The 12,475-nt window shown below is 73.4% G+C and carries 13 protein-coding genes; 4 read left to right on the forward strand and 9 right to left on the reverse strand.

Translation table 11 applies throughout. The annotated features are described in order from the left end of the window. Nucleotides 1-147: 147 nt before the first annotated feature. The 6 genes from WEB03_RS13715 to WEB03_RS13740 all read right to left on the reverse strand — a co-directional run bounded on the left by WEB03_RS13715 (nucleotide 148) and on the right by WEB03_RS13740 (nucleotide 6,348). On the reverse strand, nucleotides 148-543 hold the full coding sequence (locus WEB03_RS13715; protein WP_368071481.1) for a hypothetical protein: 396 nt from the start codon (nucleotides 541-543) through the stop codon (nucleotides 148-150). Nucleotides 544-890: 347 nt separating this feature from the next. Then, nucleotides 891-1,625, reverse strand: coding sequence for a 2-C-methyl-D-erythritol 4-phosphate cytidylyltransferase (locus WEB03_RS13720; RefSeq protein ID WP_368071482.1), 735 nt, complete (start codon nucleotides 1,623-1,625; stop codon nucleotides 891-893). Continuing rightward, on the reverse strand, nucleotides 1,622-2,677 hold the full coding sequence (locus WEB03_RS13725) for a PIN/TRAM domain-containing protein (RefSeq protein ID WP_368071483.1): 1,056 nt from the start codon (nucleotides 2,675-2,677) through the stop codon (nucleotides 1,622-1,624). Before WEB03_RS13725 ends, WEB03_RS13720 begins: the two co-directional genes overlap by 4 nt. A 59-nt stretch (nucleotides 2,678-2,736) precedes the next feature. After that, nucleotides 2,737-3,228 carry a CarD family transcriptional regulator gene (locus WEB03_RS13730; protein ID WP_368071484.1) on the reverse strand — a complete coding sequence of 164 codons (492 nt, stop codon included), beginning with the start codon at nucleotides 3,226-3,228 and terminating at the stop codon, nucleotides 2,737-2,739. Between the two features lie 267 nt (nucleotides 3,229-3,495). Then, the gene (gene disA / locus WEB03_RS13735; protein ID WP_368071485.1) at nucleotides 3,496-4,560 is read right to left on the reverse strand and encodes a DNA integrity scanning diadenylate cyclase DisA; all 1,065 of its coding nucleotides are present in this window, start codon (nucleotides 4,558-4,560) and stop codon (nucleotides 3,496-3,498) included. A 183-nt stretch (nucleotides 4,561-4,743) separates the two neighbouring features. Further along, the gene (locus WEB03_RS13740; protein WP_368071486.1) at nucleotides 4,744-6,348 is read right to left on the reverse strand and encodes a DEAD/DEAH box helicase; all 1,605 of its coding nucleotides are present in this window, start codon (nucleotides 6,346-6,348) and stop codon (nucleotides 4,744-4,746) included. A gap of 247 nt (nucleotides 6,349-6,595) precedes the next feature. On the opposite strand from WEB03_RS13740, the gene WEB03_RS13745 reads away from it, so the two are divergent. Beyond that, on the forward strand, nucleotides 6,596-7,492 hold the full coding sequence (locus WEB03_RS13745; protein WP_368071487.1) for a cation diffusion facilitator family transporter: 897 nt from the start codon (nucleotides 6,596-6,598) through the stop codon (nucleotides 7,490-7,492). 9 nt (nucleotides 7,493-7,501) lie between these two features. Here WEB03_RS13745 and WEB03_RS13750 read toward each other — a convergent pair whose 3' ends face one another. The 3 genes from WEB03_RS13750 to WEB03_RS13760 form a co-directional block, all read right to left on the reverse strand. Next, a complete protein-coding gene (locus WEB03_RS13750) occupies nucleotides 7,502-8,404 on the reverse strand; it encodes an A/G-specific adenine glycosylase (protein WP_368071488.1) in 903 nt (300 codons plus the stop codon). Nucleotides 8,405-8,465: 61 nt separating this feature from the next. After that, on the reverse strand, nucleotides 8,466-8,720 hold the full coding sequence (locus tag WEB03_RS13755; RefSeq protein ID WP_368071489.1) for a GlsB/YeaQ/YmgE family stress response membrane protein: 255 nt from the start codon (nucleotides 8,718-8,720) through the stop codon (nucleotides 8,466-8,468). Between the two features lie 150 nt (nucleotides 8,721-8,870). Further along, nucleotides 8,871-9,494, reverse strand: a complete 624-nt coding sequence (locus WEB03_RS13760; protein WP_368071493.1) for a metal-dependent transcriptional regulator — start codon at nucleotides 9,492-9,494, stop codon at nucleotides 8,871-8,873. A 126-nt stretch (nucleotides 9,495-9,620) separates the two neighbouring features. Between WEB03_RS13760 and WEB03_RS13765 the strand changes: the two genes are divergently transcribed. From WEB03_RS13765 to WEB03_RS13775, 3 genes are read left to right on the forward strand one after another with little or no spacing between them, the layout of a single operon-like run. Beyond that, complete coding sequence (locus WEB03_RS13765; RefSeq protein WP_368071490.1) at nucleotides 9,621-10,448, forward strand: metal ABC transporter ATP-binding protein; 828 nt, start codon at nucleotides 9,621-9,623, stop codon at nucleotides 10,446-10,448. Next, complete coding sequence (locus WEB03_RS13770; RefSeq protein WP_368071491.1) at nucleotides 10,445-11,320, forward strand: metal ABC transporter permease; 876 nt, start codon at nucleotides 10,445-10,447, stop codon at nucleotides 11,318-11,320. Before WEB03_RS13765 ends, WEB03_RS13770 begins: the two co-directional genes overlap by 4 nt. Nucleotides 11,321-11,348: 28 nt before the next feature. Then, a complete protein-coding gene (locus WEB03_RS13775; protein WP_368071492.1) occupies nucleotides 11,349-12,428 on the forward strand; it encodes a metal ABC transporter substrate-binding protein in 1,080 nt (359 codons plus the stop codon). Nucleotides 12,429-12,475 lie beyond the last annotated feature (47 nt).

Below are 12,475 nucleotides of genomic sequence, written 5' to 3' on the forward strand. Positions count from 1 at the left end.
CGTCCTCCTCCACACCTACACCACGACCGGTGGAGAAGTCGGCCTCGCCGCCTGAACCCCCGGGTAGATGCCACCGGTGGGCTGCGACGTCGCGCTCTCGAGTCGAGCGGGTGGGGTGGACGTCGAGGTCGTTGCCGATGCGCACGCTCACCCGAACAGCTGGGCGAACACCACCGAGAGCCCGCCGATGCTCACCGTCGCGGTCAGCACGCCGAGGACGAGCGCCCGGGTCTGCCCGGCGATCGCGTGCGTGACGTTGCTGCGGAGGCCCCGCAGGTCCCCGCGGATGTCTCGGAGGGTCTCGTCCATCGCGTCCAGCCGACGATCGACCGCCGCGAACCGCTGGTCCACTGCCCTGAACCGCTCGTCGAACCGCTGCTCCATCGCCACGAACCGTTCCTCGAGCACGCGGAGGTCCCCACGCGTCGCCAGATCGACCTCTGGCGGTGGCAGCAGTTCGAAGATGGTCACGGCCTCATCACGTCCGATCGCTGCAGCCATGCTCTCGTAGGCGCGGCTGCGGCGTGCTTCGTCGACGGCCATCGTGACACCTCGCTGGGACCTCGGCAACGCCCTCGGCCACACGAGAGGTCCGAGCGGCGACGGGGCTCCGCGGTCATCCACAGGTGCCGACGCGTCCCCGGCGGTGCCGGCACCGCCGCACCCGCTGGCGTCCCAGAGTTCGGTAGCGGGGTTCTCACGTAGCGGCAACGCCACACCAGGACCCCGGTAGCGGCCCAGCACGAGCCGGTCCGTCCCCGGGTTCGCTCGCGGGGTCGTCACGTGGCGCCAACGCCACACCAGCACCCCGGTGCCGGTTGCCCGGCGCCCGCTGCCGGGTCCTCACCGCCCACCGGGCCACTCCCGCGGGACCGGGCGGCGCCGCGAGCTCAGCGGGTCGCGAAGACCTCAGCGAGCTCGAGGTCCTCGGGGACGGTGACCTTGAAGCCTCGGGCCGACCCGGGGACCCACACGATGCGGCCCTCCAGACGGCCGTCGGCGAGGTGCTGTTCCACGAGGGCGAGCTCGTCGGTCGCTGACGCGCCCTCGGTGGCCACGGCGCGGAGCACCGCCGCCGGGAACACCTGTGGGGTCTGCACCGCGACCAGCTCGGACCGGTCCACCGTCCCCGTGACGCGGTGGCCGTCGACGCGCTTCAGCGTGTCCGCGACCGGGACCGCCGGGGCAGCCGCCACCACGTCACCCGTCACCGCCGCGACCACGGCGCGGAGGACCGCCGGCGGGGTGAAGGCGCGCGCCGCGTCGTGCACCGCCACCACCTCGACGTCACCGGGCAAGGCTGCGAGCCCCGCGCGCACCGAAGCGGACCGGTCCGCACCTCCTGGCACGAGGACGACCTCGACACCGGCATCGGTACCGGCTCCGGCAACGGCCGCGCGGAACGCCGCCTCCTCGCCCGGGGTGTGCACCACGACCACCGACGTGAACCCGGCCTCCCCCAGCCCGGCGACGGCGTGCGCGATCAGGCTGCGCCCCGCCACCTCGACCAGCGCCTTGGGTCGGCCGGCCCCGAGCCGCTCCCCCGACCCCGCCGCCACGACCACGATCCCGACGACCGGACCCAACGGGCGACCGACGCCGTCGTCGGCCGGCCCGAGCGTCACGCCCCGTCCCGCCGCACGCCGAACAGCATCCGACCCTGGCGACCCGTGACGATCGAGGTCACGTCGACCTCGACGTCCTCGCCGATCAGCTCGACCGCGTCGTCCACGACCACCATCGTGCCGTCGTCGAGGTAGCCGACGGCCTGCCTCTTCTCGCGACCCGCCTTCACCAGACGCAGGCGTAGCTGCTCACCCGGCAGGACCGGTGGGCGCACCGCATCGGCCAGCGCGTGGATGTTGAGCACGCGCACGCCGCCGATCTCGGCCACCCGCGCCAACCCGCCGTCGCAGGTCACCAGTTGCGCCTTGCGGGAGCGGGCGAGCGCCGCGAGTTTGGCGTCGACCTCGGTGTACTTCGGCTGGTCGTCGTCGGTGACCTCGACCGCGACGATCGCCTCGTCCTGCAGCACCCGCAGCAGGTCGAGCCCGCGCTGACCACGACGTCGGACCTGCGGGTCGCTGCTGTCGGCCAGACGCTGCACCTCGTCGAGCACGAAGATCGGCACGACCAGCAACCCCTCGAGGAAACCCGCCCGGGCGATCTCGACCAGCCGACCGTCCACGAGCGCCGAGGAGTCGACCAGCTTGACGCCACCACCCCGCGAGGGGTTGGACACCTCGAGGCGGCCACGGACACCGATGTAGCGCCCGAGGTCGGCGCCGCGCATGCCCCCGAGACGGCCACCCGCGTACCCGAGGCTCAGCACGACGAGCAGCGCCAACGGCACCGTCACCGCCTGGTACGGCAGCAGCATCACGGGCAGCAGGAACGGGACACCGGCGAGGGCCCCGACCGCAGCACCGAGCGTCGCAGCGATCAGCTGGGCGGAGGACACCCGTTCGAGCCGTTCGGCGGCCGAGTCCACCTGACGGACCACGGCGCGGCCGGCGACCCCGCCGAGGACGTAGCCGATCAGCGCACCGAGCACGGAGGTGACCAGGCGCGTGGTCTCGACGCTCTCGAGCCCGAGAACCTGGTCGATCTCGCCACCGACCGCGTAGCCGGCGCCCGTCACGACCAGGACGATGCCGAGGCGGAGCAGCTCGACCACGGTCGCGTTGGACCGTTGGTGTCCCGTCCGGCGCCCCGTCCCCCGGTCGGCGGCGTCGGTCAGGCCTGGGCCTCCGCCAGCGTCTGCTCGACGAGCTCCTCGGCCTGCTCCTCGTCCTTCTTGATCGCCACGGCGAGCTCGGAGAGGAGGATCTGCTTGGCCTTGGTCAGCATCCGCTTCTCACCCGCGGACAGGCCCTTGTCCTTCTCGCGGACGGCGAGGTTCCGCACGACCTCGGCGACCTGGAAGATGTCGCCGGAGCGCAGCTTCTCGTAGTTGGCCTTGAAGCGACGCGACCAGTTGCCGGCCGCCTTGCCCTCGGGCTCGCGCAGGACGTCGAGCACCTGCTCGACCTCCTTCTTGGAGACCACGTCCCGGATGCCGACCTCCTCGCAGGAGTCGGCCGGGACCATCAGCGTCAGATCGCCGTAGGTGAGGCGGAGGACCAGGTACTCGCGGGACTCGCCCTTCAGTTCCCGCGCTTCCTTGCGCTCGATCACCGCGGCGCCGTGGTGGGGGTAGATGACGGTGTCGCCGACGCTGTACGCCACGTGTTCGCTCCTGCAGGCCCACGAGGGGCGTCGAGGTGGTCGCCGTCGATCGGGCAGCCGGCGCCCGCAGGTCACGCGAGGGATCCGGTGCGTGCGGGAGGGTGGCTGCGCAGGTCGATGACACCACGGCGCGTGCTGGACAGGTGTGGATACTACCACACGACCAGGGCCGTCGTCACGGCGAACTCGCTGCGGAACCGCAGGTCACGGGCGGTTTTCGTCGCGGACCGGAACGCGAGCGGTCGAGCGGACACCCGACCGCGGGCGTCAGACGTAGCGCTCGAGCAGGGACGCCTCGGCCAGCCGCCGCAGCCCCTCCTGGATGGACCGCGCCCGCGCGCCGCCGACACCCTCGACCTCGCCGAGCTCGTCGAGGGTGGCCTCCATGGCCTTCGGCAGCGACCCGAACCGTTCCACGAGCCGCTCGATCACGGCGGCGGGCAGGCGCGGGATCCGCGACAGGAGCCGGTAGCCACGCGGGGTGACGCCGCGGTCCTGCGCGTCCGGGTCGAGCGACAGGCACTCGGCGACCCGGCCGGTGTCGAGCAGCTCGTCGGTCGAGAGGCGCGCGATGTCGTCGAGCACCCGCGACAGCTTACGACGTCGGTCGGCGAGGTAGTCGCGCACGAGCAGCTGACGATCGTCGGCCACGGACGCGACCAGCTCGTCGAGCTGGAGGCGGATCAGCCGGCCCTCGGTCCCGAGCTCGACGACGTGATCCTCGACCTCGTGGGCGATGCGGCGCATCATCTCGGCCCGCTGGAGGCACAGGACCGCGTCGCGCACGGTGACGGCGTCCTCGACCTCGCGGGCCGACAGCGTGGCGGAGACCTCGTCGAGGCGGGCGCGGTAGCGCTCGAGCGTCGACAGGGCCTGGTTCGCGCGGACGAGCAAAGCCGAGACCTCCTCGACCACGTGCTTGCGGTCGCCGAGGTACAGCGTGACCATCCCCATCGACTCGGACACGGTGATGACGGGAGCCCCGGTCTGCCGGGCGGTGCGCTCGGCCGAGCGGTGGCGCGTGCCGGTCTCGGTGGTCTCGATGCGGTGGTCGGGCACGAGGTGGACGTTGGCCCGCAAGATCCGCTCGCCCTGGCTGTCGAGTATCAGCGCGCCGTCCATCTTGGCGAGCTCGGCGATGCGCTGGCTGGTGGCGGAGATGTCGATGACGAACCCGCCGGAGACGAGCGGTTCCACCTCGGGCGTCCACCCGATGACCATCAGCGCGCCACGGCCGGCGCGGATGATGCGCTCGATGCCCTCGCGGAGGACCGATCCGGGCGCGAGCACGACGAGGACCGAACGCAGCTCCTCGTCTCGCGCCAGATCCACCGCTGCACCTCCGGTGACGCGCCGTCGGCCGGTCCGGCTCGGCGTCGTTGCGTCCGGCCGCCCATCGCTGGACGGAGGTCGCACGTCGTCGCCGACGCACGCGCGGACGCCGCGCAGGCTAGCGCTCGTCGCCCGTCGCGGGCGGACGAGCGGCCGGGTGGCTGACGTCACACCTGCGTGTCGTCAGCCGCCCAACGGACGTGAGCGGCGCAGGAAGCTGGCCACCGCGGCGGGGTCGGCGCCCACGTCGAGGCGGACCACCTCGCGCGCGACGTCACGGACGTCGTCGAGGAAATCGGCGTGCCCTCCCCGGTCCGGGTCCTCGGCGGTGCCGACGGCGTGGGCGAGCAGCAGCCGGGCCTCGCGACCGTCGGACTTGACCCGCAGCACCCGGCCGAGCCGCTGGACCAGCTGGCGACGGGTGCGGAACGTGGCGAGCACGACCGCCACGTCCGCGTCCGGCACGTCGACGCCCTCGTCGAGCACGCGGGGGGCGACCACCACCTCGACGTCTCCGCGCCGGAACAGGGTCAGCCGGATGCGGCGCTCGTCGGAGGTGAGGTCACCGTGGACGGTCCGGACCTCGCGGCCCGCGCGGGCGAGGACCTTCGCGGCCAGCTCGGCCTGGTCGACGGTGTCGGTGAACACCAGGCTCCGCCGGCCGGCCAGCTGGGGTGCCACGGCAGCACAGACGTCGAGCTTGCCGGTCGCCTGCGCGGCCACGTCGCGGCGTTCGCGGACGCGGACCAGGTACTCGCGACACGCCGCCACCAACGGCTGGGCACCCCGATCTCGAGGTGACGGCCCATCCCGGCCGGTGCGCTCCGCCTCGCCGACGATCGCGGTCACCGCCTCGAACCGTCGGCGTGGATCCCGGGACATCCCGTGGACACCGACGAGCTCGCGGTGGAGTTGGCGGACGCGGGTGTCGGCGCGATCGTGCCGCTCGCGCTCCTCTCCGGTGAGCGGCACGGCGACGAGGCCGAGGCGGAACGGCGCCACCGTGCCCTCGGCGACGGCCCGAGCGAAGCCGTAGCGCGTCACGACCTCGCCGAAGTAGGGCCGGAGCACGTCCTCGACACCCTCGTCGGTGCGCTCGTAGGTGGCCGTCAGCGCCAGGCGCAGCGTGAACTCGTCGCGGAGGGCCGCGCCCCACGTCGGGGCCCCGTAGCGGTGGGCCTCGTCGGCGATCAGCACCCCGGTGGTGCCGGGCGGCAGGTCGACCGGCACGGCCGATGCCGAGTGCGGGGTGGCCACGAGGACCTCGCAGCGGAACAGGTCGTCGTCGTGCCCGCCGCCGAGGCGGCCGAGGTGGTGCCCGGGGAGCGCGGCGCGCAGCTCCGCGATCCACTGCTCGAGCAGGTCGATCGTCGGCACGATCACGAGCCCACGCCCACCCCGGTCGACCACGCTGCGCAGCACCGCGACCGCCAGACGCGTCTTGCCCGTCCCCGTGACCGCCTCGACCACGCCGCGGCACCCCGCAGCCGACCAGGCGGCGAACGCCTCGACCTGCCAGTCGCGCAGCGCCAGCTCGTCGAGCGCCGCGCGGGTCCCCTCGCCGGTCGGCGTCGTCGGCGCAGCCGGTGGCTCCCCGAGCTCCCACCGCGGGCGACCCCGGTCGGTGTCGTCGAGCAGGAACCGCGGGTCGCCCTGGAGCGCCCGCTCGACCGCGCTGCGCGAGACGCGCGGCCCGCCACGCTGCTTGGCCACCTTCACCAGCTGCGGGACGGACGCGGCACCGCCGAGGGACGTCAGCGCGTCGGCGACCACATCCTCGACGCGCACACAGCTCCCTCGGCTCACCGGCCGGACGAACGAACTGTCCGGCCCGCAGCGAGGCTAGCCACGGTCCGTGACGCCGCCCCGCTGCCGACGCCCAGCCTGGGGACACACCACGGCGGCCTCGACGGCACGCGTCGTCGGGACGCGGACCGGGAGCCGTTCCGAGGGCCGTCCCGCGGGTGCCTCTCCGACGGCTCCGACGTACCGTCGCCGCCGCCCCACCCGTCGCCACGGGGTTTCCGGAGGTCCGATGCACGATCACGCGACCGTCTCGGCCGGCGCCCGCCACGTGGGGCGGCTGACCATCGCGGTCGGGCTCGTCGCGGTCACCTTCGTGGTCGAGCTGGTGGTGGCGTTGCTGACCGGCTCGCTGGCGCTGCTGTCGGACGCGGGCCACCTCGCCACGGACCTCGCCGGGCTGGTGATGGCGCTGGCCGCGATCAGGATCGCCGCGACCGGCCGCGCTTCGACCGCGCTGACCTACGGCTGGCACCGGCTCGAGATCCTGGCCGCGCTCGGCAACAGCCTGCTGCTGCTCGGCATCGCCGGGTTCGTCGTGTTCGAGGCCTTCCGGCGCCTCGGGGCACCGCCGGACCTCGAACCCGTCCCGCTGCTGGTGGTCGCCACGCTCGGGTTGGTCGTCAACCTCGTCACGGCGGCGTTGCTGCGGGACGGCGCCGAGGAGAGCATCAACCTCGAGGGGGCCAGGCTCGAGGTGCTCGCCGACGCGGTCGGTTCGGTCGGCGTCATCGTCGCGGCCGTCGTCATCCTGGTGACCGGGTGGACCGGTGCCGACACGGTCGTCGCGTTGGCCGTCGCGGCGTGGGTGCTGCCGCGCGCGCTCCGGCTCGGGTACCGGGCCCTGCGCGTCCTGGTCCAGGCGGCGCCCGAGGGGCTCGACCTCGTGGCGGTCAGCGACGAACTCGCCGACCTCGACGGTGTCGCGGGCGTGCACGACCTGCACGCGTGGACGCTCACCTCGGGCCTCGACGTCGCCTCGGTCCACATGCAGCTCCGACCGGCCGCCGACCCCCACGCGGTCCTCCACGCCGTCGAGCGCACCCTCACCGAGCATCACGGCATCGTGCGGACGACGGTCCAGCTCGAGCCCGACGAGCACGACTGTGGGCCCGAGGAGGTCTGCTGAGACGGAGGGTCAGGCCGGGAGCAGGAGCTGCCCGTCGGCGTACTCGGCCAGCCCGTCCCCGACCAGGCCGTCGGCGACGCGGCGAGCACGGTCGGGGTCCTCGGGCCAGCCGGCGGCGTCCGCGAGGCGTTCGAGCTCGAGAGGTCCGGTGCGGAGCGCCTGCACCAGACGGCCCCGGCCCTGGCGGTCGGAGCCGTCGAACCGGGACTGGGTCCCCGAGGTGCCCGCGCTGCCGTCCGCGGGGTCGGGGTCCGGCCACCCGCTCCGGGCCCAACGGCAACGGTCCGCCACGGGGCAGCGGTCACAGCGGGGGGAACGCTTGACGCAGACGGTCGCGCCGAGGTCGAGGATCGCCTGGTTCCACTCCCACCCACGTCCGAGCGGGACCAGCTCGTCGGCGTGATCCTGCACCTCGCGGACGGTGAGCCGCTCGCCGGCCACGGCCCGGGCGATGACACGGGCCGCGTTGGTGTCCACGACCCCGTTGTCACGCTCGAAGGCGAACGTCAGCACGGCCCGAGCGGTGTAGGGCCCGATGCCGGGGAGGGCGAGCAGCGCATCGAGATCGTCGGGCAGCCGACCCCCGTGGCGCTCGACGAGGAGCGTCGCGGTCCGGTGGAGGCTGATCGCGCGCCGGTTGTAGCCGAGCCCCGCCCACGCCCGGACGACCTCGGCGGGTGCCGCGTCGGCGCAGGAGGCCGGGTCCGGGAACCGGTCGAGGAAGGCGCGGTAGCGCGGTTCGACGCGGGCGACCTGCGTCTGCTGCAGCATCAGCTCACTGACCAGGATCGCCCAGGGGTCGCGGGTGCGACGCCACGGCAGATCCCGACGCGTCCGCTCGCTCCACGCGAGGAGCTGCTCGGCGAGGCGGCGGTGCGGCGGCGCGGCCAGAGGCCCCGTCGTCGATGGCACGTGCTGACCCGATCGGTCCGGAGGAGCCGCGGAGGCTAGCGACCCCTGCAGGTGACCTGCGTCACACCTTGCCGGTGCGTTCGAGCACGAACAGGACGATCAGGACACCGATGATGGACCCGATGATCCCGGCCGCGGAGAGGCCGAAACCGTCGTCCCCGAACAGCAGCGTGCCGAGCGTGCCGCCGATGAGCGAGCCGACCATCCCGAGCAGCGCGGTCCCGACGAAGCCCATCTTCTGTTCGCCCGGCATGAGCAGGCGCCCGAGGTAGCCGGCGATGATGCCGATGATGATGAACCCGATGATGCTCAGCATGTTGTCGCTCCCTGGTCGCGTCCACGCGACTGCTGCTCGCGTCACCTGATGTGTAGGTGCTCCGCGCGCGCAGCGGGGGAACTCGGCGGGTCCTGCCGGCCCCCACCTCGCCGGTCCGATGTCCGATGGGCCGGGGTGGGAGCCCCCAGATCAGGCGGGTGTGACGAAGACGAGCTTGGCGTCACCCTCGTCGAGCACCACGACCTCGCCGTCGCGACGCAGCTCGACCACGTCCGCGCCGCGGGCGAGCTCGACGGTGGTGCCGGACCACATCCGGCGACGCTCGAGCTCCTGGATGACGTCGTGGTCACCCTGCAGGTGCTCGGAGAAGTAGCTGATCGTGACCCGTCCCTCGTTGGCGTCGGCGAGGCTGACCGGTTCGGACCCGTCCCGGGCCGCGCCGGGGATCGGGTTGCCGTACGGCGAGGTCGTCGGGTTGCCGAGGAACTCGGTCAGCTTGGCCTCGACCCGGTCGGAGATGACGTGCTCCCAGCGACACGCCTCCTCGTGGACGTGCTCGTGCTCGAGCCCGAGGACGTCGACCAGCAGCCGCTCGGCCAGGCGGTGCTTGCGCATGACGTGCTCGGCCCGGGTGCGGCCCTCGGAGGTCAGCGACACGACACGGTCGCCACCGAGGACGGCCATGCCGCTCTGTTCGAGCTTCGCGACCCCCTCGGAGACCGCGGGCGCCGACAGTCCGAGGCGCTCGGCGAGCCGGGCCCGCAACGGCGGGACGCCCTCCTCCTCGAGCTCGAGGACGGTGCGCAGGTACATCTCGACCGCTTCGCTCGGCTGGTGGCTCACGGCGACTCCCTGGAACGCACGCTGGTCCTCCCAGGGTAACCGCGGCCGGGACGGCGTACCCTCGACCTTGTTGCGAACCCGACGCAGGAGTGGACCGTGCTCGCCAGCCCCGACGCGGGCGTGAGCTTCGAGGCCGTGAGCACCGGGTACGACGGTGCCACGGTCCTGCGTGACCTGACGTGGTCGATCCCGCGGGGCGCCCTCGTCGGTCTCGTCGGCCCCTCCGGGGCGGGCAAGACCACCCTCGTCCGCACCCTGACGGGGGCCGCGACGCTGCACGCCGGTCGGGTCCAGGTGCTCGGCCAGGACGTCGGGCGACGTGGATCGCCCCACGTCGGCCTCGTCCCGCAGCTCGGGGGCGTGGACTGGGACTTCCCCATCCAGGTCCGCCACGCGGTCCTGCTCGGGATCGCCGCGTCCTCGGCCCGGGTCCCCTGGTTCTCGCGGGCCGAACGCCGGCGCGCCGACGAGCTGCTCGAACGCCTCGGGCTGGCGGGGACCGGCGACCGCCACATCCGCGAGCTGTCCGGCGGCCAGCGCCAACGGATGTTCCTGGCCCGCGCGATGCTCCGTCGCTGCGAGGTCCTGCTGCTCGACGAGCCCACCAGCGGCGTCGACCTCGCCACCCGCCACGACATCCTCCACCTCATCGCCGAGCTGTGGCACGACGGGATGACGGTGCTGATCACCACCCACGACCTCAACTGGGTCGCCGCGCAGCTGCCACGGATCGCGCTGCTCGACGGGACGATCGTCGCCGACGGACCACCGCACGAGGTGCTGACCGAGGAGCTGGTCGAGCGGACCTACGGCGCCCGGATGCGCATCATCCGCGACGGGGACCAGGTCGTGGTCACCGACGAGCACCCCGTCCTCGGACCGCGACGGGCCGACCAAGTCGCCGAGCCCGGCGGCGTGGCGTGAGCCTGCTCACCGAACCGCTCGCCTACGCGTTCTTCACCCGCGCCCTGCTCGCCGCGCTGCTCGTCGGTGCGACCTGCGGCGCGCTCAGCACCTTCGTGGTCCTGCGCCGCATGAGCTACATCGGCCACGGCCTGGCCCATAGCGTGCTCGGTGGCGTGGCCGTCGGCGCCGCGCTCGGGTACGGGATCTACCCGGGAGCGGTCGTGGCGACGCTCGTCAGCGCGCTGCTGATCGACCGGGTCGCCCGGCGCCGGGGTCTGCACGCGGATGCCGCCATCGGGGTGGTGACCACCGCCATGTTCGCGATCGGCATCGTCGCCGTCAGCGTGACCCGGACCCCCGGCGTGAACACCGAGGCCATCCTGTTCGGCAACGTGCTCGGCGTCACGGCCACGGACCTCTGGCTCGCCGTCGGCGCTGCGGTGGTCCTCGCGGCCGTGCTCTTCACCGCCTACAAGCCGCTGTTGGCGGTCACCTTCGACCCCGACGCCGCGGCCACGTCCGGGGTGCGGGCCGACGTCATCGAGGTGGCGATCACCCTCCTGACCGCGGGGGTCGTGATCGCCTCGGTGCGCGTGCTCGGGGTGCTGCTCGTGGCAGCCGCCGTGGTCATCCCGGCATCGTTGGCCCGGCTCGTGACCGACTCGTTCCCGGTGATGCTCATCACCTCGACGTTGGTGGGGCTGGCCTCCGGCGCCATCGGGCTGTACGCCTCGTTCCACCTCGACGTCCCGAGCGGCGCGTCGATCGTGCTGGCCGCCAGCGCCCTGTTCGCCGTGACCCTCGTGGCCACGGCCCTCCAAGGTCGTGGCGAGGTGCGACGGGCCCGGTCGGCGGGTGGGGCGCTGGCGCCACGAGCACCGAGCCCCTAACCTCTTGCGAACCGTTCGCAGGAGTGCCGTGAGGTCCCACCCGTCCCGTTCCACCGCCGCTCTCGCTGCGGTCGCTGTGGTGCTGGCCGCGTGCGGGACCGCGCAGGACGGTCCGGATCAGGCCGCCCCGGACGACGAGCCGACGGCCGAGGCACCGGACGGCGGATCGACGGACGTCGACGCCGCCGAGGCCTCCGAGGGCCCGGACCTGCGCATCGTGTCCACCGTGGCGCCCATCGCCGACGTCGTCGCCCAGGTCCTCGGTGACCGCGGCGAGGTGCACGCGTTGGTGCCCGCCGGGATGGACTCGCACAACTACGAACCGCGCCCGAGCGACGTGGCGCCGCTGAGCGAGGCGGACGCGTTCATCGACAACGGCCTCGATCTGAACCCCGCCGCGGTCGCGCTCGCCGAGGCGAACCTGCCCGCGGGGGCCCCGGTCGTGCTGCTCGGCGACGAGGCGCTCGACGCTGACGCGCTGTCGGACGAGCAGTGGCACAGCCACGACGACGGCCAGCCCCACACCCACGGAGAGCAGGGATCTGTGGGTGCGAACCCACACGTGTGGACCAGCGTCCCGAACGTCGTGGCCTACGTCCGCGTCATCGCCGCGGCGCTCACCGACCTCGATCCCGAGGGGGCCGACGGCTACGCGGAGCGTGCCGCCACCTACGTCGAGGAGCTCGAGGAGCTCGACGCCGCGGTCCGAGCCGCGGTCGACACCCTCGCTGATGACCGCCGCAAGCTCGTCGTCTACCACGACGCCTGGACCTACTTCGGGCGCGAGTACGGGCTGGAGGTCGTCGCCGCGGTCCAGCCCTCGGGCCACGCCGAGCCCTCCGCCAGCGACGTGCGCGCCATCATCGACCAGATCCGCGCCGAGGACGTCCCGGCCGTCTTCGGGGCCGAGGAGTTCGCCAACTCCGTGACCAGCGCGATCGCCGACGAGACGGGTGCGAGCTACGTGGGCGACCTCGCCGACGACACCCTGCCGGGCGCCCCGGGGGATCCGGAGCACAGCTACGTCGGGATGCTCGCCACCAACGCCGCACGCATCGTCGACGCGCTCGGCGGCGACGCGTCTGCGCTCGCCCCCTGGACCGTCTGAGGTCCAGGGGTCGCCTGGCCCCGGACGAGGGGGGGGGGGGGGGGGGG

Source organism: Nitriliruptor sp., from assembly GCF_040882075.1.
Classification (GTDB): Bacteria; Actinomycetota; Nitriliruptoria; order Nitriliruptorales; family Nitriliruptoraceae; genus Nitriliruptor.